The organism is Polyangiaceae bacterium (assembly GCA_016715885.1).
GTDB lineage: Bacteria > Myxococcota_A > Polyangia > Polyangiales > Polyangiaceae > Polyangium.
In genome coordinates this window covers 397,067-423,841 of record JADJXL010000016.1, presented here as the reverse complement: position 1 = coordinate 423,841, position 26,775 = coordinate 397,067, and the positions used below count along the sequence as shown (strand labels likewise).

The 26,775-nt window shown below is 60.4% G+C and carries 17 protein-coding genes; 5 read left to right on the top strand and 12 right to left on the bottom strand.

Annotation, left to right across the window (positions count from 1 at the left end; translation table 11 throughout):
- Positions 1-4 precede the first annotated feature (4 nt).
- The 7 genes from IPM54_19215 to IPM54_19185 all read right to left on the bottom strand — a co-directional run bounded on the left by IPM54_19215 (position 5) and on the right by IPM54_19185 (position 8,182).
- Positions 5-1,636 (bottom strand): DUF1957 domain-containing protein, encoded by a 1,632-nt coding sequence (locus IPM54_19215; GenBank protein MBK9261920.1) that lies wholly within the window; start codon positions 1,634-1,636, stop codon positions 5-7.
- Positions 1,637-1,651: 15 nt separating this feature from the next.
- Positions 1,652-2,563 carry a hydroxymethylbilane synthase gene (gene hemC / locus IPM54_19210; GenBank protein MBK9261919.1) on the bottom strand — a complete coding sequence of 304 codons (912 nt, stop codon included), beginning with the start codon at positions 2,561-2,563 and terminating at the stop codon, positions 1,652-1,654.
- Positions 2,560-3,972, bottom strand: a complete 1,413-nt coding sequence (locus IPM54_19205) for a glutamyl-tRNA reductase (protein ID MBK9261918.1) — start codon at positions 3,970-3,972, stop codon at positions 2,560-2,562. Before IPM54_19205 ends, hemC begins: the two co-directional genes overlap by 4 nt.
- Positions 3,973-3,980: 8 nt before the next feature.
- Positions 3,981-4,847 carry a cytochrome c biogenesis protein CcsA gene (gene ccsA / locus IPM54_19200; GenBank protein MBK9261917.1) on the bottom strand — a complete coding sequence of 289 codons (867 nt, stop codon included), beginning with the start codon at positions 4,845-4,847 and terminating at the stop codon, positions 3,981-3,983.
- 67 nt (positions 4,848-4,914) lie between these two features.
- Positions 4,915-5,310, bottom strand: a complete 396-nt coding sequence (locus tag IPM54_19195; GenBank protein ID MBK9261916.1) for a hypothetical protein — start codon at positions 5,308-5,310, stop codon at positions 4,915-4,917.
- Positions 5,311-5,535: 225 nt separating this feature from the next.
- On the bottom strand, positions 5,536-6,357 hold the full coding sequence (pssA, locus tag IPM54_19190; GenBank protein ID MBK9261915.1) for a CDP-diacylglycerol--serine O-phosphatidyltransferase: 822 nt from the start codon (positions 6,355-6,357) through the stop codon (positions 5,536-5,538).
- A gap of 286 nt (positions 6,358-6,643) precedes the next feature.
- A complete protein-coding gene (locus tag IPM54_19185; protein ID MBK9261914.1) occupies positions 6,644-8,182 on the bottom strand; it encodes an ATP-binding protein in 1,539 nt (512 codons plus the stop codon).
- Between the two features lie 218 nt (positions 8,183-8,400).
- Between IPM54_19185 and IPM54_19180 the strand changes: the two genes are divergently transcribed.
- Complete coding sequence (locus IPM54_19180; protein MBK9261913.1) at positions 8,401-9,405, top strand: NADP-dependent oxidoreductase; 1,005 nt, start codon at positions 8,401-8,403, stop codon at positions 9,403-9,405.
- A 3-nt stretch (positions 9,406-9,408) separates the two neighbouring features.
- On the opposite strand, the gene IPM54_19175 is transcribed toward IPM54_19180, so the two are convergent.
- Positions 9,409-12,849, bottom strand: a complete 3,441-nt coding sequence (locus IPM54_19175) for a CHAT domain-containing protein (GenBank protein ID MBK9261912.1) — start codon at positions 12,847-12,849, stop codon at positions 9,409-9,411.
- Positions 12,850-12,908: 59 nt separating this feature from the next.
- Between IPM54_19175 and IPM54_19170 the strand changes: the two genes are divergently transcribed.
- Positions 12,909-13,832: a prolyl oligopeptidase family serine peptidase gene (locus IPM54_19170; GenBank protein MBK9261911.1), complete on the top strand. Its 924-nt coding sequence runs from the start codon at positions 12,909-12,911 to the stop codon at positions 13,830-13,832.
- Between the two features lie 10 nt (positions 13,833-13,842).
- On the opposite strand, the gene IPM54_19165 is transcribed toward IPM54_19170, so the two are convergent.
- From IPM54_19165 to IPM54_19155, 3 genes are read right to left on the bottom strand one after another with little or no spacing between them, the layout of a single operon-like run.
- Complete coding sequence (locus tag IPM54_19165; protein ID MBK9261910.1) at positions 13,843-15,261, bottom strand: peptidoglycan-binding protein; 1,419 nt, start codon at positions 15,259-15,261, stop codon at positions 13,843-13,845.
- 30 nt (positions 15,262-15,291) lie between these two features.
- Complete coding sequence (locus IPM54_19160; GenBank protein MBK9261909.1) at positions 15,292-17,931, bottom strand: polynucleotide kinase-phosphatase; 2,640 nt, start codon at positions 17,929-17,931, stop codon at positions 15,292-15,294.
- A complete protein-coding gene (locus IPM54_19155) occupies positions 17,832-19,118 on the bottom strand; it encodes a methyltransferase domain-containing protein (protein ID MBK9261908.1) in 1,287 nt (428 codons plus the stop codon). Before IPM54_19155 ends, IPM54_19160 begins: the two co-directional genes overlap by 100 nt.
- A 163-nt stretch (positions 19,119-19,281) precedes the next feature.
- Between IPM54_19155 and IPM54_19150 the strand changes: the two genes are divergently transcribed.
- Together IPM54_19150 and IPM54_19145 are read left to right on the top strand one after the other, a co-directional pair.
- Positions 19,282-22,467 (top strand): hypothetical protein, encoded by a 3,186-nt coding sequence (locus IPM54_19150; protein ID MBK9261907.1) that lies wholly within the window; start codon positions 19,282-19,284, stop codon positions 22,465-22,467.
- Positions 22,468-22,573: 106 nt separating this feature from the next.
- Entirely contained in the window at positions 22,574-23,455 is an 882-nt protein-coding gene (locus tag IPM54_19145; GenBank protein ID MBK9261906.1) for an endo alpha-1,4 polygalactosaminidase, read from the top strand.
- 9 nt (positions 23,456-23,464) lie between these two features.
- Here the strand turns inward: IPM54_19145 and IPM54_19140 are convergent, their stop codons facing one another.
- Entirely contained in the window at positions 23,465-25,225 is a 1,761-nt protein-coding gene (locus tag IPM54_19140; GenBank protein ID MBK9261905.1) for an SBBP repeat-containing protein, read from the bottom strand.
- Positions 25,226-25,309: 84 nt separating this feature from the next.
- Between IPM54_19140 and IPM54_19135 the strand changes: the two genes are divergently transcribed.
- On the top strand, positions 25,310-26,770 hold the full coding sequence (locus tag IPM54_19135; protein MBK9261904.1) for a protein kinase: 1,461 nt from the start codon (positions 25,310-25,312) through the stop codon (positions 26,768-26,770).
- Positions 26,771-26,775: the final 5 nt, after the last annotated feature.

Sequence of the window (26,775 nt, the reverse complement as noted above, 5' to 3'; positions counted from 1 at the left end):
GTCGTCAACTCGTCGCGTCGAACACGTCGCGAAGACGTTCACCACCAAGCTGCGCAAGAAAAGGATTGTGCTCACGCAAGCGCACGATCCATCGCTCGTCTTCGGCATTGATCCATCCGCGATCGACGAGCCTACACAAGCGCTCCACGCGGCTCGCATGCGCCTGCACGCGACTCGTCGCGTAGCGCGACATGTCGCCACGTCGAAGCATGAACCCCCAATCACTCGACTCGAGAAGCAACAGCTCCACGATCGCCTGATCAATCGCCTGACCTACTACGCCGTCGGCATGCCGACGCGTCGCAACGACTCGCCGCACGGTCCTCTCCGCATGGCGCATGTGTCGAATCAAGTGCGCGGGTGACATGCCTGCTTGGCTTGTCCCATCGAGCGATCGACCCAGCCAAGCGTCACCAAATCCTCCCTCGCCCCACGACGACGCCATAGGCTCGGCAACCGCTAGTTCCGGCTGTTTCGCAAGATAGCCGCCCAGCGTGATCGCAGCGACGCCCGTCTCGCCCTTCGACGCGTGGAGCGTGCGCAGAACGTGTTCGAGAAAGACCGGCCCCTCGAACCACCAGTGCCCAAACAGCTCGGCATCGAACGGCGCAACCACGATCGCTTGATCTCGCGTGTCACCTCGTGCCGCTAGCGCTGCAACGCGCCCCTGCACGAAATGCTCGGCATCGATCCGCGCTTGCTGGTCCGCACGTTCGGGATTCCAAACCTCCTTGTCGACACCGCGCCCCGTCACCCGATGGTACTTCAACCCCGTCATGAGCCTCGTTCCATCCGGACCAACCTCCCCGGTGAGCATCGATTCGGGCAAGTCGAAGCCGATATCACGGTAAAAGTCGCGATAATCGGGATGGCCGGGATAACCCACCTCACGCGACCACACGTCACGCGATGCCCACGGATCGCGACCGAAAAACGCCACACCAAAAGGCGCAACGATGGGCTCGAAAATCGCAGCCGGAGGTCGCGGCTGCGCAAGCTCGATACCATGCGCATCGAGCACCGTGTAACGCACGTTTGCCCGGACAATCTCGTTCGAGATCGAAGGATCGTACCCGCATTCGGGTAGCCACATCCCTCGCGGTCGATGCCCCGCAAACACCTCGAACGCTCGCAGCCCTATCTCGATTTGCGCTCGCACCGATGCCGGCGTGAGCGCCGGTAAGTAGGCGTGCGTCGCGCACGTCGTCACAAGCTCGATCGCCCCCGCACGCTCGAGACGCACGAAAGCCCCCACGAGGTCTCCACCGATACGCGCCCACGTCGCGCGCGTACGAGCCAGCCGCTCGCGGTAAAACTCGACGACGTGCGCCACATCCGGAAGCGCACGCGTCCGGATCGATTCGCGCGCAACAAGTTCGTCGAGACGATCGAGCTGCGCGACGAACCGCTGGCGCAGAAGCGAGTCGCCGAGCATCGCCATGAGCGGTGGCGATAGCGACACCGTCACGGGCGCCAAAACGCCGTCGTCCACGAGCCTTTCGAAGACGTCGACGAGCGGCAGGTACGATTCCCAAAGCGCCTCGTAAAGCCACCGCTCCTCGAGCGATCGTGGATGCTCGGGACTGCGCACCCATGGCAAGTGCGCGTGCAAAACAATCGCTACCGAGCCACTCATCGATCGCACGAGCCGTCAGCTCGCCTGACCCCGCACGAGCTCTTGCCCAAGATCCAAGCCGACACGCCGCGCGTCGGCAACGTCGACAGGCCACGGAGTTCGTCGCTCCCCGGTTCGTACGTTGCTTCCATCCGCATCGGCCGCCATCGCTCGAAGCCACAACACGTCACCACGCCTCACGGCATGTGCTGCAACCGGCGTGCGACAATCGGCCCCGAGCGATGCCATCACGCCTCGTTCTGCCGCAACACAAACTTCGGTCTCTCGATGCACGAGCGGCAACAGAAGCTCACGCGTTTCCGTATCCGATGCGCGAATCTCCACGGCAAGCGCGCCCTGCCCGATCGCCGGTAGCATCACTTCCGGTTCCAGCACTTCGGTCGCTCGATGCGCGATCCCCAAGCGAACGAGCCCTGCGCGCGCAAGCACGATCGCCTCGGCCTGCCCTTCCTCGAGCTTCCGCAAACGCGTGTCGACGTTGCCTCGCAACGGAACGATCACCAAGTCCGGACGAACGAGCCGCAAGGCCACAGCTCGCCGAAGGCTCGACGTTCCAACGCGGGCTGCGTGCGGCAGATCCGCGAGTTTTGCGCCGCTCGCCGAAACGAGCACATCCCGCGGATCTTCGCGCAAGGGTACGCATGCGATCGCAAATTCGGGCGCGATCTCGGCCGGAACGTCTTTGAAAGAATGCACCGCGATGTGCGCTCTTCCTTCGAGCAGCGCTTCCTCGAGCTCCTTGATGAACAGCCCTTTGCCACCCACGTCGACAAGCGGTCTGTCGGTGATCCGATCACCCTTCGTCACCACCTCGAGCTCCTCGATCTCGAGCCCTGGAGATGCCTGCATCAGTGCACGCGCGAAGGCTCGAGATTGGGCCAGTGCCAACGCAGAACGACGCGTGGCGAGAATCAACCGAGTCGTCATCGGAGGTCCTTTGCATCCACGACATCACGCACCGAAGTACGTGGGCCGAGACTTTCGTGCAGGGGGATTTCGTCGTCGATTTTGCGAAGAAGACGAGGTTCGGCCATCGCCACGGATTCCGCTTCGGCTTGCTCCTTGGCCGAAACCTGAACCTCCGCAAGCTCGAAAAGATCCTGCATCACTTCGACATACATGTCCGCGCGCGCGTCCCCGGCAAGCTCGCGAAGCCGGCTCACGGGACCGTGGAGTAGCTTGTTCGTTGCTGCTCCAATCATCGCCAAAAGCGCATCCTTTTCCGCAGGACCAAGGTGCTTCAGACGACCAGCAAGACTGCGCTCGAGCTCGGACGCGAGCACACCGCGCGTTCGTGCGAACATCTTGGCAATCGTCGGCGTGAGCTCGCGCTCGAGCGTCCACTGCTCGAACGCTGCCGTCTCCTCGTCGACGATCTCTTCGGCCCGCACGGCCTCGACCGCACGGCCTTCGAGCGATTCCGCAACGATGCGCGATAGATCGTCGACGTCGTAGAGGTACACCCCATCGAGCTCGTGGACGGCGGGATCGATGTCTCGAGGTACGGCGATGTCGATCAAAAACAAGCTCTTGCCACGGCGCGCTTTGCGCACGCGTTTGATCAAGTCCGTCGTGATCACGTGCGTGGGACTCGACGTCGACGCGATGGCAATGTCGACTTCGGCCAGTGTTCGTTCGAGATCCGCCATGGTTCGAGGTTCGCCGCCGACGTCTTGCGCCAAAAGGTTTGCCCGAGCAGGGCTGCGGTTGAGCACGACGATCTTGGCTCCTGCCTTGGCAAGCAAACGTGCTGCTGCTTCGGCCATCTCGCCCGCGCCCACGAGAGCCGCTTTTCTGCCGCGCAACTCGCCGAAGATCTCCTGCGCGAGATCCACCGACACGCTCGAAACCGACACTTGCCCAGCACCAATGGCCGTTTCATGACGGACACGCTTGCCTACGCGCACGGCGCGAAGCATCGCTTTGCCCAAGGTTTGTCCTAACGACTTCGCTTCGCGCGCTGCCTCGATGGCATCCTTCAACTGCCCGAGAATCTGTGGCTCGCCAACGACGAGCGAATCGAGCGACGACGCCACGCGAAACAGGTGCTTGATGGCATCTTTGCCGTCCTTGGCATGCAGATGCTGCCGAGCCATCTCACCGCCCATCGCCACGAGCTTCGTCAGCACGACGCTGCGAGTCGCTTCGAGCGGCTCGCCGAGTGCGGGAGCTGCAAAGATCTCGACACGGTTACACGTGGACAAGACGACGGCTTCGTTCACGGCATCGTTTGCCCGAAGTCGTGCGAGGAGCTCCGGAAGTTCGTCTCGACCAACGGCGAGGCGTTCGCGAATGGCGATCGGAGCTGTCTTGTGCGAGAGGCCGACGACGACGATCACGCCGCTTAGCCTCCAACCCGCTCGATGGCCGGCCGCACGAGATAGATGGCAAGTACGGCTGCGACGCAAAGAAGGCCGGTGATCGTGCCGTATGCGGCTCGCCGGCCACGAAATCCGGCCGCGGCGCGTAGAAGCAAAACGGTGGCAAAGACAAACCACGTCGTGTAGCCGAGCACCGAGCGTAAAATCTCGTCGATCGTCCCCGACTCGAGATGGTTCGACCAGATGGTCCCCGTGAGGATGCCGAGCGTGAGCAAGGGAAAACCCGCCACGAGAAAACGATGGCCTGCTTTGTCCAGCACTTCGAGCGGCGGAAGGCGACGCGTCCGAGCCTGTGCATGCTTCTGTTTGATCCTACGTTCCTGAATCAAATAAAGCAGTGACGAACCTCCAGCGAGCATGAACAGCGCCGCGCCAGCGAGGTTGGCGAGCACGTGGAGAGCAAGAAACGGAGCGCCGAACGAATTGGCGGAGGCCGGTTGGCCTACGAAAAATGTACCGAGGATGGTTGCGAGACCCAGTGGGGCCAGGAGCACGCCGATCGCATCGATACGAAATCGTCTCCTGGCTGGGAGATACAGGACCACTGCGAGGATCGATGCAAGGGAGAGCGAAAAATGCACTGAGTTGACAGGACAAACCTTGGCCACGATGCCCGCGAAGGTGACGTAGGCCAGGTGCGAAACTGCTGCGATGCCGAGGAGCGCGGGTGGAAGCCGTGGCTCGGCTGAGGATCGCGCGCTCGTACGGCCATCGTTCGTAGGGCCAGGCCTCAGGTTTTTCCGGGCGATATCGAGAAAAAACAGCACGCTGGCCACTCCATAGAGGAGCGCCGCCACGAGGAACGTGGCCAGTGAAAGGACGTGCGTCATCGGCCGTGAAGGTAGCGCGTCCCTGGCGAGGCAACAGGGCGAACGGACAAGCTGCGAGCCTGTCGCATCAAAGTTTCGTGGCCAGGAAGGCCGCCAGCAAATCCTCGTCCGTTACGGGCACCGGTGCTGGTGAAGATGAGGTCGGCGCTTGTTGCGATGCGATCGCTCCGATGGGTGCTCCCACGAATCCTGGAACGACGTCGTATGCGTTGTCCCCCAAAATCATGGATGTCTCGAGTAGCTCCGCGCCAAGCTCGAGCAAAAACGCCTTGGACTTGACCTTGCCGATGAGCTCGTGGCCGTCCGACATACCGCTCACTTCGCGCAAGACACGAATGCCTTCGACGATGCGGTACTTCCGGTTCTCGCTCTTGATCAGCAATTCTTCGTTGCGCAGCTCGACACGCTCGTCCGCAACCCATTCATCGAGGGCAGCTTGCGGAAAAAACACGCGATTTCTCATGGAATGGTCACGAGTCTAGGACAAAGCCCGACGAACAAGCACGCACAATGACGAGGTCTCCATTCGATCCTGGGGGGGTATGGGAGGCCCGAGCCTCGCCGTGCTCTTGTGCGCAGCGCAAAAGCACCGGGAGGCGAGCCTCGGGCCCCCCCATCGTGAACTAGCCTCGCGGAGCGCGCGTCCCACGCGCGCGAAGCGAGCGGACAAACTCTGGCCCGGTATCAACTAAGCCGTCGCTGCGGGCGGGGGGCTCGAATCACGCGCGACGGCGGATGAACGCATGCGACGAGGCAACTGCCAAATCGACTCGACCACACCGACGAAGAGATAGCAACCGAGCAGCCAAAGCAGAACGAAGGCCGGCTGCATCTTCACCGAGACAAACACGCTGGAGAGCACGACGAACGTGACGAGCAGCGCGGTCATCGCGTTGAAGCGAACTTCCTTGAACGAACGGAAACGGATCGTCGACACCATGAAGACCGACAAGCCAAACGTCACGCCCAGGATCATCGGAGCGTGCTCGGCATGACCGATGACGTCCCCAGCCGAGTGGTTTGCCAAGACAATCGCCACGAGGACGCCGGCAGCTCCCGGAATGGGCAAACCCACGATGTACTTCGACGGCTTCGACGGTTTGCCGCCATCACCCATGCTGAGCACGTTGAATCGAGCCAAACGCACAGCACCGGCCGCCGTGAACAAGAAGGAGACGACGAGACCAAGCGTATCGAGACGGAAGAGCTGCCACTGGTAAACGAGGAGCGATGGCGCCACGCCGAACGAAACGATGTCGGCAAGCGAATCGATCTGCAGTCCAAACGCACTCTGCGTCTTCGTCGCCCGTGCAACGCGTCCATCGAGCGTGTCGAAAAACATCGCGAACACGATGAGCAACGCAGCGCGGTAAAAATCACTTTCCCCCTGCGCCCTCGCCGACGTGACGATGCTGTAAAACCCGCAAAAGATGCTCGTCAGCGTGATCATGTTCGGCAGCAAAAATAGGCTCTTCTTCAAGTCGAATCGTCGCCGTAGTGCCTTGTTCATCGCCGTGGCCTCCGCAAAGAATGCAGCGTAACGACGCGTTGCGGCACCGAGCAAGGACCAATCATCAGATCGCACAGAAAATGTCCGACCTCGGAAGGGCACTACGCACCTGAAGCCCGCCGCGCGCCTCGAGTGGATAGCTTCTTTCGCACTCGGCCGAGATCCAGGGCCGTCCGCGCAGCAAGGCAATTGTTCGAGGACAAACGACTTCGTCACATCGTTATGATCTCGAACGATATTTTATTTTTGGTTCAAACCAATGACGGTCGCGTGCAGGCGGTAGACGTCACACGCGCACGACCACGATTTGACGACCTGCAGGCGTCTCGGCTGGAGTCGCTCGCAGGCGTTGGGACACGGGCGGAAGACCTTTGCGCCTGTCGAAGATGACGAGCCATCCGTCTTCGATGCCATGACGCGCAAGCGATTCATCGACCTGCGTAAGCCCCTCGACCACCGGATCGGCGTCGCGATCGCGCCGCACTTTCACGACCATCGCGAGCGCCGACCCGCCCTGACGAATGCACACATCCATGCGCCCTCGCCCGAGCGCGTACTCGCGCTCGATGAGCCCTCCGCTCTTCACGATGCCGTTCAGAAACGCGGTGAGCACGAGCGGCGAAAGCTCGCCATACGTGGCGCCCGCAAAAACCTGATCGCCATGCCTTCGCCAGAACTCGAGAAATGTGTCGAGCAACTTGGCAGGATCGAGCCGTCCGTCGGGACGAACCCATGAAGGCTTGTCCGTCGAGAACAGCGAGCTTCGGGCAGTCGGAAGCTGCTTCGCGGCGAACAAGCGCCAGATCGGATTGGCAAACTGCACCGAGCCATCCGGCAGCTCGCGAGCGATTCCCAAGTCCACCGCGGCCCGCCCTTCTTCGGACGAAAGGTCTCGCAACGTGCCCGCCGTGAGTTGCTCGAGCAGCGTCTTGAAACGCGCGTCTCGCATGCGTTCGGCAACTTCGTCGAGCAATCCGCCACGACGCTCGAGCAGAACCTCACGCGCCTTGTCCACATCGCTGGCGGTCACGGGGCCCTTGCGCGTCTCTTGAAATTCGATGATGCGTTGCGCGAGCGAGTTCACAAGAAATGGAGCGCCTTGCGTCAGGTCGAAGATGCGATCCATCGCCGTGGAAAGCACCGGCTGAGTCAACTGCTCCGAAAGCGATTCGCAAAGCTGTCCAACCTGTTCGCGTGACAGAGGAGGCAACGCGATCACTTCGGCTTCGAGCGAGATGGAGCTTATCGGATTCGTTGCGCTGCTCGGTCCCTGCGCTGAATCGAGCTCGCGTGGATCACGAAGCGACGCGAACCCGATCGACCACGGAAACCCCTTTGGACGTCGCGGCTTTCCCGCTCGAATCTGCCGGATGACCGACACGCGCACGTCACGAGACAACGTGTCGAGGCCATCGAGGAACAGAACCAACGGACGCGGGCATTCCTGCGCAAACGCGGAGAGAGCTGCGCCGATGCGATTGCCAGGCGGAGCATCGGGCCATCGCGGCGCAGGCACATCCGCGGGCAAATACGCTGCGAAGTCGTACCGCCACGAGTCGAGCATCGCGAGCTCGGCGGCATCCACTCCAGGAAACGAAGCACCTGGTTCGAGCGAAACGACTGCGGCAACGTGAGTCTTTTCACGATTGATGGCTGCTGCCAAGTCGAGCAGCAGCGTGGTCTTGCCCATCTGCCGAGGCGCATGGAGCACGAAGAAACTGCCCTGCTCGATGATTTCCCACAGGGCGGGAACGCGCGAGCGCGCAGAAATCGTGGTGTGGCGAGCCGAATCGTTCGGGCCAGCCGTATTGAATCGGCGGGGCATGGCGGCAGGATCCCAAGGCAACGTGATGACGTCAAGCAAAGCGCCGCATGTATGTCGAACTCGGCGAATTTCCGCCGGGTCTGCCAACAACCATGGTCAAACACCAGCGCTGCTCGGTGCAGACATGAGCTAAGTTCTCGCATCGGCAGTCGGGCACCGCACGGTAGCGTCGGTCGACGTCGCTTCATGCCGAACCACGAAATCAACCGGAAACGACGATGAAAGCCGTCCGAATTCACGAATATGGCGACGCCTCCGTCCTTCGCCTCGACGACGTCGAATCCCCCGCTCTCGGCCCTCGCGACGTGCGCATCCGCGTGTGCGCCACGTCGGTAAACCCTGTCGATTGGAAAATCCGCAGCGGCGGCCAGCGAAACATCATCCCGCTCGAGCTGCCTTGGATCCTCGGGCTCGACGTCTCCGGTGTCGTCGTCGAAGTCGGCCCGAAGGTGACCCGCTTCCAAAAAGGCGACGAAGTATGGTCGTCCCCGACGCACAGGCGGCCAGGAACGTACGCCGAAGAAGTTTGCATCGACGAATCCGAGGTGGCGCTCAAACCGAAAACAGCGAGCCACGACGAAGCTGCGTCCTTGCCCCTCGTCGCGCTCACCGCGTACCAATGCCTCGTCGAAGCGGGTCAGCTAAAACCCGGACAAACCGTGCTCATCCACGCCGGGGCCGGCGGCGTCGGCAGCGTCGCCATTCAAATTGCCAAGCATCTCGGCGCACGCGTCATCACCACGTGCAGCGCGCGCAATGCTGAATTCGTCAAGCAGCTCGGGGCCGACGAAGTCGTCGATTACACGAAGACCCGCGTGGAGGACGCCGTCTCCAATGTCGACCTCATCCTCGATTCGCTCGGCGAGCCTGCATTCGATTCCAATATGAAAATCGTGCGCCGAGGCGGGCGCATTGCGAACATCACCGTCAACGTCCCCGGGCACGTCGAACGTCACGGCCCGACGCTCGGTCTCTTCACGCTCGCAGGATCGTTTCTTTGGATGCACCTCGCGCCGCTATTCAAAAACTTCGTCATCTTGAAACACGTCATCAAACGTTGTGACGGACGAATGCTCCAGGAAATCGCCGATCTCGTCGACGAGGGTGCCATCAAACCGACCATCGACAAGGTTTTTCCGCTCGCAGACGTACAAGAAGCACACCGGTACAGCGAATCCAACCGCGCTCGAGGAAAGATCGTGTTGCACGTAGCGGATGCGTAACCTTCAATGACGCACGCGTCGCCGCCATTTCGTAAATAGCAGCCCTAGAGCTCCCATGATCGCAAAAGGCGCATCGCCCTGCGACGTTTCCGCAACCGCACATGCGCACCCACGCGCGCCCGGTAAAACCTTGCCCGTAGGTGGGGCATTCGCTGATTTGCTCGTGCCAAGGCTCGATGCGTCGCCAATCGCCCCCGAACTGCCGAACACGCCAAAGCTCGCCCAATAATATGGGTGTGCCATGGCAGGAACTTTCAGCATCGACATCTGCACGCTGCGTAGCGCGCCCGATCGCGCCTCACCGCGCAAAATGCGTGCATAATAGTGCACCATCATGTTTTGCGTTTCCTCGTCCGCGACTTTCCACAAGCTCGCCACGAGACTTTCCGCACCTGCAATGAACAGCGCCCGTCGCAATCCATAAATACCCTCGCCCTGCAAAACGTCCCCTATTCCCGTTTCACACGCAGACAAAACCACCAGCTTCGTTCCGTTCAAATCCAGCGAGCTTGCTTCGAGCGCCGTCAGAATGCCGTCTTCGCCCCCTCCACCGCTCTTCGAATTCGCTCCGGCAAGCGCAATGCCCGACCGCAAGAGGGGATCGTCTGGAAGCCAATCCGACGTGGCATCGAGCTCGAGTCCCCGTTCACCCTCGTCTGCCGTGCGCGTCGCATTTGCCCCGAGCGTCAGGAAAAACCCGTGCGTTGCCACGTGCAATATCTTCGGTGCACGCACCTTTTTGATTGCGCCTTCGGTTGCGTCGACATCCGTGAGCACGGTCGCATTCGGCATGAGCGTCGACAATTGCCGCGCCTCCGCCGCCGTCGCCGGGAGCGGCTCGAAATACGCCTTGTCCAGCCCACGTGCAGCGCCACCTTCCTCGAGCAGCGCCAGCGCACTTTCACCCTGCTTTCGCAAACCAAACGCGGGATTTGCCAAAACAACGGCGCTTCCACTTTGAACGTTCGTCTGCCTTGCCAATCGCACCAAATCCCGCCCGCTCGTGAGGTACGTGATCTCGAAGTTCTCCACGAGATATCGACCATGCTCGTCGATGAGCGCTGCAAAAGGGATCAATGACAATGCGCCGTCCGCAGAAATGAGCATCCGTGTTTTACCACCCAAGAGCGGACGAACCTTGCGCATCACCCTTTCGTCGAGATCCCGAGCAATCTTTCCATGACCTTGACTGTTCGGGTTCGACAGCTCCTTCCGAAACGCATATGCAGCTCGTTCGATGGGCCCACTTTCACCGAGATCGACAAAAGCAATTTTTCCTGCACCATCGAGCACATACGCGGCAATTCGCGGCGGGCCGAGTCGAGCCGCTCGTTCGCGTTCTGCCGCATTGCGCGGCACGTACACCGAAAGCTCGACGAGCGCCATTCCCTCGGGCAAGGCAGCTTGTACACGCTCGATCGTCACCGGAATTCGTTCCGTGCGAAAAACATCGCTTTGACCCCCAAGCTTTTCTTCGAGCGCCCGCGCCTTTTCTTCTCGCTTCGCCAATTCCCTGCGAAATTCGTCGACCGGCGCGCCCGCAGGCCCACGCATCGCCAGGCGCGCCGCGTCCGCACGGGCCGCTCGAACCGCGCCGAAGAGCGTTTCATCGGCCTGCGTAGGCCGCTTGCGAAACTCCGACCACGTCCCCGCCATCACATCGAGCACTCGGCCTTTGCGCCGAAGAATCGTCGTGAGTGCCAAACTTTTCGCTTTTTCATCGAGTGGCGCAACCGTGGCGTGAAGGCTCGTGACGAAATCCGTACCAACTCGAAGCGATTCGACGAACGCACGCTTTTGGGCGTCCGACCCACCGGCAATGATCAGCGCCGCTTGCCTTTCCCGAATGTCCGCCGCTCGTTCGGACAAACGCACCGCGAGCTCCACTTTGTCCGCCGCCGAATGAAGCGCCGCCATACCTTCGAGCACCACGGCAACCTTTTCGTGATCCGGGCCGAACGTTTTTTCAAAAATGGTGATGGCCCGCTTGTACGATGCCTCGGCCTGCTCGACTCGACCTTGACGCCGCGCCAAGTCCGCCAGGTCCACGAGCGACGCGCCCACGTGCGGATGTTCCGGGCCAAACGCTTGCTCACGCATGACGAGCGCCTCTTCATAAAGCTTTTTTGCGGCTGCTGCGTCCCCGCGTGCTTCCCGAATGCGCCCCAGAATCGCCCGCGATTCGGCCTTTACCGGATGCGTTGGAGCGAGCGCCTCGTCACGAATCGAAAGCGCCCGCTGAGCAAAAGCGTCGGCTCGTTCCAGGCGCCCCGCTTTGCGATGCAAATCGGCAAGCTCTGCCGCGGCATCCGCGAGCGTCTTGTCCTTGGGACCATACATTCTCTCGACGAGCTCCATCTCGGTCATCAAGAGTTTTTCCGCTCGAACCAGGTCGCCTTTTCGCAATGACAAACGCCCGCGCATTCCACCCACCGCGACCGACGCTGCGTCCGCTCCTTTTGCTCGCTTTGCCACGAGTTTGTCCAGGATGCTTTGCGAATGGTCGAGCATTGGTTCGGCGCGATCATACGCGCCCGTACGAACATCCAATGCCCCTCGCATCGCCAGCATCAGGGCATACCGCATGCTGTCCTCGCCCTCGATCTTCGCAGACGCCAAAAGTTCGTCGAGAAAAACCCTCGCGTCTTCGTATTCCTCGAGCGCGACGAGCGTCGACGCGACCTTCTGCATGTGCTCGGTTGCATGCTGCCGTCCCATCGCTTTCACGCGCACTTCGAGAGCCCGCATGAGCACAGGCGCGGCGCGCGTGTACAAGCCCTGCTCGTGATAAAGTTTTCCCAGCGCGAGCAGCGGTGCATCGAGCCCCCGTTGGCGCTCTTCGGCCTCGACAATCTTGATCGCGCGAAGCAGTGCCGATTCGGCGTCTTGGTAACGGTGAAGCGCCGCGTATGACGCTGCCATGAGCTGCAGCGAGCTCGTTGCATGATCGCCATCTTTGCCGCCATCGACTTCTCGAGCGATGCCGACAGCACGCTGAAACATGTTCACCGCACGTTCATGCATCCCCGCTTTGCTCAACGCGCGTGCCAGATATTCGACGCTGACCTGAAGCTCGAAGCCCTTGATGCCGCGTTTCTCATCATTGGCAAGCGCACGTTCGTAGGGAGGAACAGCGCGGGCGTGATTACCTGCTTCTTCGTGCACTTCTGCGATGAATCGCAACGACACGGTCACGTAAACGCTACCCGGCGCCGCTTTTTCGTGTATCGCAAGCGCTCGCTCTGCGAGCGACAACGCTTCGTCGAACTTCTTCTCGCGCAGCTTGGCCCTTGCCTCGACCGTCAGCTTGTGCGCTTCGGCAAGCGCCGTTTGATCCGGCGTCGCCACGACGTTCGGCTTTGGCTGCGCCGCCGCATCGGAAAGGGCCACGAGAGAACCGAGCGCAAAAACGAAGGCCGCCGTGATGAAGTTCAACCTGCGCATGTCACACCAACGCGACGCCGCACTTTTATCGCATCATCCGAAACGATACATTATACGGCATGCAACACATTTACCGCTCCTTCGCGATCGCATCCACAACGTTCGTCCTGACCATGGGTTGTTCGTCGAGCTCGGGGGACTCGTCTCAGAGCAGCAGCAGCGGCGGCGAAAATGTCGACGAGACACTCGACTTCGTCGTTGGCGGGGATCGTCCCGTCACCGTTCACGTTCCACCGGGACTCGACCCCGCCAAACCCGCGCCGCTCGTGATTTTGCTCCACGGATTTGGCGCGTCTGGGTTTGTCCAGGAGCTCGTTTTTCGCCTCGAACCCGAATCCGACGCTCGAGGTTTCTTGTATGCGCATCCCGACGGTACGGTGGATGCGGACGGCAAACGTTTTTGGAATGCCACGGATGCTTGCTGCGATTTCGGAAATACGATGGTCGACGATGCCGCGTATCTCGCGGGCCTCGTGAAAGAGATTGGCGAGCATCACGCGGTGGATCCGAAACGAGTATTTTTTACGGGACATTCGAATGGTGGATTCATGTCGCATCGCCTGGCGTGCGACAAACCCGACATCATCGCCGCAGTCGCGAGTTTGGCGGGGTCGACGTATCTCGATCCGGCGAAATGCACGGCGGCGGAGCCGGTCAGCGTGCTGCAGATTCACGGCACGAAAGATGATTCGGTTTTGTACGAAGGCGAAGCGCAGGGGGGCGTGGGTTATCCGAGCGCGATGGAGACGACTGCCATTTGGGCAGCAAAGAATGGTTGCGACGCGGTGCCACAAGAAGCGGCGCCCATTGACATCGACGCGGTGCTCGATGGTGCCGAAACGCTGGTCACGCGGCATGCCAATTGCAAACCGGGCGGGGCTGCCGAATTGTGGACGATGCAGAATGCCACGCACATCCCTGGTATGGGCCCGAATTTCGCTCCAACGCTCGTCGATTGGTTATTTGCACACGCGAAACCGTGACAAGCGCCCGTCAAGTCTCGACGACGGCCGCAAAGACCGCCTTCGTAAAGTCGGCGTATTTCATGCGGACGAGTCCGCCGCCTTCAGCGAGCGGTTCGCGGGGCGGATTGCCCTCCCCATCGTCGTTGCCCCAAGGATTGCGCAAAACGACATAGACCGCTCGCCCATCGGAACCCCGCTCGATCCATTCAATGGACAGCCAATGAAAGGATGAAAATTGAAGAATCACCGGGACCCGATCACCACGAATCGCCTCGGCCACGACGATCTCCGCCATTTCGTCGCGCGGGCGAGACATCGTCGAAACGCTCGTACGCTTTTCGCCAAGGACATCCTCGTACACGCTGGCAAAGCCCCAAATGGGCATCTGGCTGCTTCCTTGTAGCGCCGCCATGAAGGATTCGTCGTCTTTCGGGTTGTCGTAATCGAAGAGCCAGCTCATCAGCGTGGCATGGTTCATGATCGTCGATTGAAACAACCGATCGATGTCGATCCTCGCGGTGTCGTCGCGCGGAATCGCCGTGCGCGGCAGCGTGATCGTCCGACCCGAGCGAAGCTTCGCTTGTCCGGAAAAACTGGTAATGCCATCCACCACACGCACGAATTCGCTCGCATCGTGGCGCAAGAGCAGATACTCGATGACGCCCGCGCCGCACGTTCCGCGCCCATAACCTTGTTGGATTCGGAGCGGATTGTCGACGTGGCGCACGACCTGGCGCACGAGCAGATCCGAATCTATGCCGCCTTGCAATAACAATTCCGGATGACGCTTCGTCGTCGCGAAAGCATTCAAATTGGGTAGCAATTTGCCCGCATGTAGGCGCCCTGCAGCGAATAACCTTTCGAGCGCAAACGTAGCGGATGCGTCCTCGCCAATCACACGCCTTATTCTATCGAGCATCGCTTGGCGATCCGAAGCGAGCGGCGTACCTGGGGGAACCAAAGGCGTTCCGAGACCGAATGGGGGCGGCGAATCTGGATCGTCCGCTGCCGCGTGCCCGACGGAAGGTAAGGCCGCGCCATCGATGAAATAGGCTGCATCCGTAGGCAAATTTGGCCGAGGATTCGCGCGCGGTGCGGGTCGCGCTGCAGGCGTGCCAGGGTTCGCCCCGACGGCCCGCGCAATGGCATCGTGCAAATTGTTTTTTCGTGTTTCGACGAGGATCCGGTCCATCGCAGAAAGCGTCACCGCATCCAGTATTTCGGATTCCGGCAATCCTGTGGACTTTTGCCACGCGACGAGCGCAGATCGCGTTTTCGGCCCGAAATCGCCGTCCGGCTTGATCTTCACGCCGAGCGCCACGAGCGCCTTCTGCATGGCGAGCACGCTGCTACTTTTCGTTCCTTCTTGAATGGTGGTTTCGCCCCGCGCCACCGCGGCAAGCATCGCATCGTCCTCGAATTCCGGCGATAGTAGTTCGTTACTCATGCACGCTTTTCCTTGCAGGTTGGGGCTTTTTCACGACATCGGCTCCGGGCTCTCGCATTCGAGTGCAAGCGCGGCACCCATGCATACGTGCACGCGAGAGAGGGGTTCTCGTTCGACAAACCTGGCCAATGCCTCCATACCGAGGACGAACTGATTCAGCACTCGAAAGCGGAGCGCGCTCAGCGACCGATTCGCAATACGCTTCAGGTTTTCCTCGACATCGTATTCGGGGCCGTACACGAAACGTAGCGTGCTCGGCGTTCGACATTCGAGCGCCGGCAGGACCATTCCGACACGCGATGTTGGTGAATGCTCGAAAGGTTTGACCACGATGCCGTAGGTGCCCTTGGCCGCGCATGCCTCCCACATTGCGATGGCCGCTCGTTCACTCGCTGCGTCGCCAAGCGTCACATCGATGCTCGCTGCCTTTGCGAAGAGCGTATCGTCCGCTTCCACGAAACGCGCAATGAGCGCTGCGTGATGCGGGTACGCTCGCGATAGCCAAGGCGTTTCGTCGCTTGCAAGAATTTGGAGCGGGACGATCCGCAGGCCGCCCGAGCGATCGCTGCGCAGCTTTGCCGCTCTGTGATGCTCGGACAAACGCTCGTGTCGATTTTGCAATCGCTCTCGAAGCGATCCAACGTCGATCCCCCTCGCCTCGGCGCTGGAAAGAGCATGCATGGTAGCGTCGTAACCCGCAAGGTCGATGGGCGCGGCTGGACGTTCGTTTGCGTTCAAAACATCTGCTTCGAATACGACGAATGGGCCATGGTCATCGAAGATCCTTGCCCGCTCAAGAGCGCTGCGAATACGTTCGACGAATTGCTCTTCGGCATTTCGATTGTCAAAAAATGGTCGACCCGTCCGCGTATGAACGATTCCTGCTCGACCATCGCTGGTTACGAACACGGATCGGGCTGCATTCGAATCGCGACAAACCGCAATGACAACGCGCACGCTTTCGTGTTTTTCTTGACAGACGACATGGGAAAACCCCTTGTGCATATAATATGCAAACGCTTCTTCGGGGTGTTCGAGCGTCCCGGGCCGCGTGCTCGCATCGACCGGAGACGTGACGGGTGGCACGTAGACGAGCCATCGAGGGTCGACGCAATACCGACTGAACCATTCGACGACGGCGGCGACATGTTCCTCGGGAACGGCCACATTGTAACGAAAACGCGTCTTGATGACGCCCGAAGTGCGTAATGCATCGAGATCGGGCAAGTCAATCGGCGTGGTCTCACCTGCCTGGCCGGCTTGGCTCAGGCGCGCGACGAGCGGTTTGCGCGGTTCGAAATAACGTTTCGCCGCGTGCACGCTCACCAGCTCGCGTTCAGGATATCGCAGGGCTGTCAGAGCCCCACCAAAAACGCAACCCGTATCGATACAAATGGTGTTGTTGACCCATTCCGCCACGAGCGTTGGCGTATGGCCATACACGATACACGCCCGTCCGCGGTATCCCGTTGCCCAATCGTGACGTACGGGCAAACCATAATCATCCGTTTCACCGGTCGTATCGCCATAAAGACCAAATTCACGCGCGGCGCTCGAAGATCGCCCCTGCATTCCTTCTTTGATGCCCGCATGCACCACACAGAGCCGCCCATCATCGAGCACGTAATGCCCGACGAGCCTATCGATGAAACACGCGACGTCATCACGAAACGCAGGTGTCGTCCGCTCGAATTCCGCGAGCGTCTCGGCAAGACCATGCGTAATCGATACCGTACGACCACGAAGTTTTCTGAGGAGCTTGACCTCGTGATTGCCCGGCACGCAGAGTGCCGCCCCGTCGTCCACCATCGACATGCCAATGCGAAGACAATCGACGATGCGCGGACCTCGGTCGATGAGATCGCCCAAAAATATCACGCGCCGCCCCGCCGGGGGCGTCACGCGCACGCCCCAGTGCAATGCATCGTCCCACGTGATTCGATACCCGAGCATTTCGAGCAGCGCTTCGAGCTCGTCGGCGCAGCCATGCACGTCGCCAATGATGTCGAACGGCCCGCGATCGTCCCGTTTGTCAGTCCAAAGCCGATGGCGCGATACGACCGCCTCGTTTACGGCTTCGGGAGTCGAAAGGACGTGCACCTCGCGAATGCCCTCACGTGCGTACGTTTCGACGACCTTGCGCACCGCTTCCGTCGCTCGCTTCACTTCGTACGGGGAAACCAAACAATCGCTGCGAGCCGCATTTCGCTCGATGCATATTCGTTCGTCGATCTGGAGCGCAATGGCTACGGCAAACAAATGGTGTTTTCGCGCCAAGGAAACGAGCGATCTGCGCGTCTCGACATTCGTATTGTCCGCATCGACGACGACCAATTTGCCCGCGTCGAGGCGGCTCTCGATGATCGTATAAAAAAGCGTCATCGCCGCTGCATTGGGCGTATGCCCCGCAAGGTCGTCTCCGGCACGCTTGCGACATTCCTCGAGCGATACGACTTCGGAAGGATCGAAAAAGCGCCGCGCAAACGTCGACTTGCCTGACCCCCGCGCGCCGAGCAAAAAGACGAGGCTCGGGTCGGGTAAACCCATCGTCCGATCCGATACGTCGAGGTTCATCGGGAAAACACCGCCATTGCCGCACCCGAGTTTGCCGATCCGACCCGCGACAAACCCAATCGATAACCTCGACCGGAAGACACACTGCGTGCCCAAGCATCGAATTTGTCAACGCTCCAATCGTGCCGAGCTTCGCTCGAAGCATCACCTCCGGCGGCATTCATCATCACGACCACCGTCGACGGCTGCGCATCGTCGAATACCACTTTTTCGACGTCGGCCAAACGGTTCGGATATACAAACTGGATCATATCGACAAGCACGGCTGCATCAAAACCTCGAAGCCGACTGTCCTTGTAATAGAGCGATCCGTGAAGCAACTCGAGCCGCTCGGACTTCTTGCCGGCACGGCGATCGAGCTTCATTCGGGCCGCTGCCGCATCGAGCATACGAGACGAAACATCGAGCCCGACGATACGCGTGAGCGCCTTTTCGCGCACCAGGCGCAACAAAAGCTTGCCATCGCCACAGGCGAGATCGACGACCGAATGCACCGACGCCAACCGGAGCTGCGCGACAATCGCATCGATGCGAGCATCATCGAGGAGCGACGCCACGTCACTCGTGTCGACGTTCGTTGGAGCTCCATTCGAATCTGCTGCCCATAGCCGAGCGAGAGCAGCGTAGGGCCCCGAAAGACGGCGCGAGCCATACGCATGCATGATCCGCTCCGCTGCCGGATGCCCTCGCAGGGCCCCCTCGGCATGCATGAAGAGCGTTTGGATTTCACCATCGAGGACGCGATCACCGACGCTTGCATCGAGCACCGGCGCGAGCACGAAGAGGTGCGACAATACTTCGAACAGCGTACACCGTTTCGTCAGATGTGCGTCATGACGAACCGCGTCGGTCTCTTCGGATAGCGCATGTTCCGAACACGCGACATCGTAACCGAGCGGCGCGAAGAACGCGCGAACGTCGTCGGTCCCGCGGCGCACGGTGAATGACGACACGCGTGCGACGACCGGTAGAATCGATGTAACGAGGTCCGGTCGTTTCGGGCATCGCGCGGCAAGAGCATAACGGAAGACGTGAGCGATGGCGAGGCTCAGGGCTGCACCGTTTGCCATTGCAAACCCCGCGCGCGATCCGCCGGGCGACCCATCGACCGCGTCGACGTCGAGGACGAGCGCTGCTGTCACTGCATCCGGCGAAACCTCCGGAAAAAACACGTGTGCCATGCCGAATGGCAACTTCACCGTGTGGAGTTTGTCCGGACACTTGTCGAGCAAGACTTCGAGATCCGAAGCTTCTGGTCCGGTGACGCGAAGCGTGAGCAGCATGCAGGACGAGCGAGCCTATCAAACGCGAGCAGAGTGGTCACTCCGAACTCGATCACGCACGAGCTTCGCAACATCCCTTCGTTCGCAGGGCATATTCGCCGAAGGCGGATGTGAGAACGATCTTGGTGTAAGCAGCAACCATGTCTTCCGTTATGCTCGAACCATGAATCCACGAGCGCGTTCACTTTTGATCTTGTTCACGTTCGTACTTTTGCTCGCGAGCAACGCTGGGGGCTGCGGGGGATCGGCATACAAGTCGGCGGCTGAAGCGCCTGGTTCTGCTGAATCGGCGGGGATGTCGCCGATGATGGATCCCGCATCAGCCTACGAGGAATCGCGTGGGATGCCGGCCCCACCTCCAGGCGCAGCGCCCATCGAAGCCGCAAAAACCGAAGCGAAGGAAGACGCAGGCGACAAGGACGGCAAAGCAGCCGACGACAAACCCGCAGCGTCCAAACCTGCAACGACGTGGAAGCGATCGCAACTTGCGGCGCATTCGATCAAGGTCGAGGTAGGTGACAACGAATCGCTGCCCGTGCGTTCGATGCAGGCCAAGGTGATGCTCGATGGATTCATGGCGCGTGTCGTGCTGGACTTCGTCGTGAAAAACAATGGCCCTCGGCAATACGAAGGCACGTTGAAGCTGCGTTTGCCGACGGGTTCGTCCCCGTACTACTTCGCCTTTGGACAAGACGCCGTGGCCATCGCAGGCGATGCGGTGCCCGCGTTTTTCCCGACCGAACGGGTGCGCACGATGGGCGCCGATCCCATCCAGATCCGCAACGATCGGCAGGCGCTGTGGCAAGGCGTGAAAGAAGCGCGCATGGTGCCGAAAGAAAAAGCAGCTCTCGCCTATACGAGCACCGTTCGTCGCCAAGTGGATCCCGCGCTGCTCGAATGGTCCGGCCCGAGCATTTTCAATGCGCGCGTATTTCCGCTCGTCCCCAACAAGAACCACCGCATCGTGCTCGGTTACGACGTTCCGCTCACGCGAATCGGCGACGACCTCGAATACACGTTCGATTTACCGGACAACGTTGCAAGCAAAGCCATCGACATCGCGGTGACGACCCCGCAGGGCGCGTCGGTCGATGCGACGCCTGCGGCAAAACCTTTCCAGGACACGACGCGGAAGTATTACCGATTCGACGATCCGGCCGCGAAAACCATTGCGATTCGCGTGAAGAAGCCCGCACCAGCGTACGTCGTCGGAACGGATGCTCCCACGGGTTCCTATTTCGCAGCCGACGTGACGCCGCAGATTCCTGCGTCTACCGCCGCCAAAGGGCGCGACACGGCGCTTTTCCTCGTCGATACGTCATTGTCATCGAATCCAGACCGATTCAACGTCTGGCTCGAGCTGCTCGGTTCGGTGCTGGAAAACAACCAGGACACGATCAAACAATTCAACGTCCTGTTTTTCAACATCGAGCAAAGCTTTTACAAGCCGTCGTTCGTGCCAAACGATGCGACCAACCGCCAAGGAGTGCGCGCTTTTGCCAATACACTGGCCCTCGAAGGCGCAACCGACGTGGGCGCCGCGCTCGTGCGAGCCACGAAAGCGCCGACGAGCGCTTCGAGCTATGATGTGTTTTTGCTCAGCGATGGATCGGCGACGTGGGGCGAATCCGACGCATTTACAATGGTTCGGCGCCTCGAAAAAACGCCCGTGGGATCCATTTACGCGTACAATACGGGGCTCGCCGGAACCGATACCGACGCGCTTTCGCTGCTCACACGAGAAACCGGCGGCGCTCTGTTCTCCGTCACTGGCAGCTCCGAAGTCAAGCAGGCATCGACGGCGCATCGCAATCGACCGCTACGCCTGGTCTCGGCCACCGTCACCGACGGGTCGGATGTTCTCTTCGCCGGGCGTCCGCGGTTCATCTATCCCGGACAAACGCTACGTGTCGTAGGTCGCGGCGCTCCGGCCAAGGACGCAGCGCTCGAATTGAAGCTCGACGCCGGGGCCGGAGAACAGACCGTCAAGGTTCCACTTGGACAACCCATTTCGTCGCCGCTCGCGATCCGCGCGTACGGACAAGTCGCGACGGCGCAGATCGAAGAGCTCGCGCCGGTGACGGAAGCGATGTCGAAGGCGTATTCGATTCACTTCCGCGTGCCCGGAAAAACCGCCTCGCTGCTCATGCTCGAAAGCGAAGCCGACTATCAACGTTTCGGCATCGTCCCCGAAGACTTTGCCAAGACAATCAAATCGGCATTCGCTTCACGTGTCGTCGAAGATTCGCTCTCCCTCGCGGCCGCATCGATTGGCAACCCCAAAGCCTCGTTTCTGCGATGGTTCGATGCTTTGCCGACGATGACGAACGTGAGTTTTTCCCCGCCACCGGCTTTCCGCCAAGCGCTCGAACGAATGCCCGAGCAAAGCTTCCGCGTGGATGCCGCGCCGCTCGAGATCAAGCAGCGGGACAAAAAATCGCTGCCCAAAGCCATTCTCGACGAGCTCGCGAGCCACAAGCTCGATTACGATCGCATTTCGGCCGAAGCCGACCGGCGGCGAGCCAATGCGAGTGCTGCCGATGCCTTGAAAGCATTGAGCTCGCTCGTCGAGGAAAACCCGGGAGACACCGTGCTCGCTCGTGACGTGGGCATCAGCGCGATGAGTTATGGGCTTTCGGCGGATGCGTTTCACCTGTTCCGGCGCGTAGCCACTTCGCGGCCCTACGAACCGCAAACGTATCGAGCGATGGGTCAAGCGCTCACGCGGCTCGGCCAAGCCGACCTGGCGATTGCGTACTTCGAGGTGGCGCTGGCGGGCCGCTGGGATGCCCGATTCGGCGATTTCCGCAAAATCGTGGCCGTCGAATACTTCGACCTGCTCCAGCGCGTCATTTCGGGAAGTCTCAAATCGAGCATTGCCGATTTCGCCAAACAGCGCTTGCCGCAAATCGCGCGGGAAGTGCAAATCGATACCGCGGACATCGTGGTGATGATCACGTGGAATACCGACGGCACGGACGTCGACCTTCACGTGACCGAACCCGGAGGCGAGACGTGTTTTTACGGCCATCGCAATACGCGCATGGGCGGGCGCCTGACGCAGGACGTGACGCAAGGATATGGCCCGGAGATGTACGTCTTGAAGAATGCGCAAAGCGGCCAATACCTCGTGCAAGCCAAATACTTCGCGTCGGATCGCAATCGAGCTTCGACGCGCACGAAGGTCAGTGTCATCGTCATCGAAGATTACGGCACGCAGGCCCAGCGCATGAGCGAACGCGTCGTCACATTGGCGTACGACAAGGACATGCACGACTTGTTCAAGATCGGGCGCAAAGCTTCGACCGGCCCCAAGCCGAAACCCGTCCTGCAAATGGCCGTGCCTTGACGCTCGATTGACGCTTGTACAATCCGCTCAATCCGGCAACACTGCTAGGATGAGCTCGACCACCACGACACTCGCAATCCTCACCACGACACTCTTCAGCGCATGCATGGCCTGTTCGTCGAATCCGACGAACAATGGTCAAACCACATCATCGGGCAGCTCGAGCTCGGGTGGTGGCGGAGGTGCTGGCGGCGACGCGGGCGCCGGAGGTAATGGAGGCTCGGGAGGCAGCGCTGGGCAAGGAGGCGCGGGCGGTCAAGGTGGAGGGGCGAGCTTGTATCAGCCCAAGCCGGGGACGTCGTGGCAATGGCAACTTTCGGGACTACCGATCGATACCTCGTTCGACGTCGAAGTTTACGACGTGGATCTCGTCGAGACGAAGCCTGCGGAAATGGATGCATTGCATGCGGCAGGGCGCAAGGTGATTTGTTACTTCAGCGCGGGAAGCTGGGAATCGTATCGGCCCGACGCGGGCGACTTTCCCGAGGCCGTCAAGGGGAGCCCACTGGATCCGCCTTTTGCCGACGAATTGTGGCTCGACATTCGCTCGACCGCCGTACGCGACATCATGAAAAAGCGCCTCGACTTGGCCGTGACCAAGAAGTGCGATGCCGTCGAGCCGGACAACGTCGATGGTTTTTCCAACGACAATGGGTTTGGCCTCACGGCCGCCGACCAACTCGACTTCAACAAATTCATTGCGAACGAGGCGCACGCGCGTGGTTTGTCCGTGGGGCTCAAGAACGACGTCGAACAACTCGCAGACTTGGTTGATTTTTTCGATTGGGCGCTCAACGAGGAATGTTTTACGTACAAGGAGTGTGACGCGTATGGCCCCACGTTCATCCAAGCGGGCAAAGCCGTGTTTCACGCCGAATACGTCAATCCAAGCAAATTGTCCGAGGTTTGTGCCGTCACGAAGCCTCTGATGATCAGCACGATCATCAAGAACATCGATCTCGATGCATTCCGACTTCCATGCCCGTAATGATCGGGATCACGGGGGAAGTTTGGCGAGGAACGCGTCGTCGCTACCATTGCTGGACATCGAACCCGATCCAAAGTTGATGGATCCCGAGAATTCTCCCGCGACGAAGACGTTGTTCATGCCGTCGGTCGTGATGGCGCGGCTGTCCTGATCCGCTGAGTTGCCGAATCTGCGGCTCCAAACGTGAGCACCATTCGAACCTGACAACTTGAAGACGACCACGTCGCTCGATCCAAACATACCCACATTGCTGATCGGCCCACCACCGAAGTCAACGACACCTTCCGTTGCACACGTGATGGCCAAATCTCCGTTTTTGTCCCGGACCATACCGCCGGCCGAATCCTCTTCGGGACCGCCGAACGTCTTGGTGTACAGGTGCGCTCCGGTGGCGTCGAGCTTGGCCACGAAAATATCGTAGTCACCGGCGGACGCTTGTTGTCCACCGCCGAAATTGACGAATTCATCGAAATCGCCAAAGAGGTAATAGTTGCCCGCGGCGTCCACCGCTACCGAATATGGGAACTGATCGCCCAAAGCGGGGAAACCTTTGCTGAACAAATGGTTGCCCATCGGATCCAGTTTGGCAAGGAACGTATCCAAGCTCCCTCCGTCTGTAATGACTCCACCGCCAAAATCCACAGTTTCGTCAAAATATCCAGTAAAAACAATATTGGTCGCGCCGTCCGTCGCGATTGCGGTGCCTTCGTCGTCGCCAAGACCCCCGAACGTCATGGCTCCAATGGGCGTTCCACCCTCATCCATTTTCAGCACGTATCCATCGAGCATGTCGACCGCCATGAACTGGGAACCACCAGCATCGATCTCCGTCGCAAATCCACCGGTAACCACGACGTTTCCGTCGACATCCACGGCAATCGCATTACCGTGTTGATTACCCATTCCACCTTGCGTCCCGACCCATACGACAGCGCCCGTCGCATCGAGCTTGAGCACGAATGCATCTTCGACGTCGACCGCGGTCACCATCATCGCATCGAACGATACGGTGCCGCTGAAAGAGCCGGTCACGTAAATATTGCCCGCGGGGTCGGTGGCAACTGCATTGCCAGAATCGTACATGGATCCGCCAAACCGCTTGCTCCATAGCGTATTTCCATCGCCATCGAATTTTGCGACGAACATGTCGTACCCGCCGGCGCTCGTGAGCACACCATTGCCAAAGTCAGCCACATTCACCATGCGACCGGTGGCAATCACGTTACCCATGGCATCGGTGGCCAGCGACAGAATGCGCTGATCGCCGCTTCCACCAGCTCGGCGGCTCCATACGCTGCAATGATCGTTCAATGCGCCGTTGCAATCGTCGTCCGTGGCATTGCTGCATTCTTCGACGATGGGCACGACTTCACCGAGACACGGGCCGTAACTCATCCCGTCGGCCTGACAGAGCGTCGCGCCGATTTTGCAAACGCCAACATTCTCGGTCCCCGGAGCCCCCGTATAACAAGCCTTTGCCGTATCCGGCACGCAAAGTGGGCCACCTCCGCCGCCGCCCATTCCTCCAGCTCCGCCCATTCCTCCAGCCATTCCGCTCGAGCTCGATGCTTCCCCGCCCGCGCCGCTGCTGCTCGAACTCGACGAGCTGGTCGCGCTGGACGAACCATCCACCAATCTCGGGTCGTACGATTCCCAATCGTGGCTACATGACGCCACGGCTCCGATCCCGACGAGGGCGAGCGGGATCGCGATGCTCGGCACGTAACGTTTGAAGAAGGAACCGGTGCAAGTCTCTTGGTTGCGCAGCATGGGCAGCGTTAGACTATCATCCTACCCCTTTCTACGTGCAATCATCCTCGTGGCTGCTGTACCTTTGCATCAACGTTGGCACCAATGACGCTACGCGCTGGGCGCTATGAACTGCTCGATACGATTGCCTCCGGTGGCATGGCCACCGTGCACCTCGGTCGCGCCGTAGGTGCGGGAGGTTTCGAGCGTCTGGTCGCGATCAAGACGATGCATCCGCATCTGTCGAACGAGCCGGAGTTCGTCTCGATGTTCCTGGACGAAGCGCGTCTGGCCGCGCGCATTCGGCATCCGAACGTCGTTGGAACGATCGACATTCAACAGGACGAGCTCGGTCTGCTCCTCGTGATGGAGTACATCGAGGGGCCGAGCATGGGCCAAGTCGTCAAGTCGCTTGGCAAGCAGAAAAAGACGCTGCCGCAAGACATCGCGGTGCGCATCATGCTCGATGTGCTCGCGGGGTTGCACGCTGCGCACGAGCTTTGCGGCCCCGCCGGCGAGCCGCTCAACGTCGTGCATCGTGACGTTTCACCTCAAAATATTCTCGTCGGCGTCGACGGCATCGCGCGCATCATGGACTTCGGCGTCGCTCGCGCGGAGGCGCGTATCGCCACGACGCGTGGAGGCGATGCGAAGGGCAAAGTCTCCTATATGGCGCCCGAGCAAGCGCGCATGGCGGACTTGGATCGGCGTGCCGACGTGTTCGCTGCGGGCATCGTGTTCTGGGAATTTTTGACGGGGCGCCGGTTGTTTCGAGGTGACAACGACTTGGCGATCATGAATCAGCTCTTCAACAGCGACTACAAGCGTCCGCGCGACGTGGTCGAATCCATTCCGCAAGAGCTGTCCGATGTCGTCATGCGCGCGCTCGCGCGCGAGCGTGACGAGCGATTCCCGACGACGGCTGCATTTGCAGATGCCGTCGACAGCGCGGCTCGAGCGGCTGGCGTCGTCGTTGCCACCCCGCGCGCCGTCGGCGCGTTCGTGCGCGAGCTGCAGATCCACAAAGCCCCGACGGATTTGCCTTCGGGTTTGCGATCTCTGCCAGCAGCCCCGTCGATTCAATCCAGCCCCAACGTCGCCGCAGCGAGCACGTCTTCAGGCAACACCCCGGCCACCAAAGTGGTCCAAGAAAGCACCGTCACCGCGTCTGGCAGCGGGTTTGCCGCAACGCCTCCGACGTCTCAACGACCAGCCCCGACAAACCGCAAGCTACTCTATGCAGGGGCAGCCGCCACGCTCGTGCTCAGCGCGATCGGAGGGTTTGTCGTTGCGGCAATGTCGTCGAATGACAAACCATCCGCTCCCGTGGTGAGCGCATCGGCCGAAACTCGCGAGCCAGCCGCAACGAGTGCTTCAGCGCAGCCTCCGCACGATGCAGCGCCCGTGGCAAGCGCCGCGGCGGCCCCTTCCGCGGCGCCTTCGGCTGCGACTTCGGCGGCGCAGACGGCGACTTCGACGCCTCGTACCCCGACGGTCAAAACGGGTATTACCAAGCCCCCCTCCCCCGCTCCATCCCCCAAGACGTTCATTCCGAAAGAACTTTGAGTTTG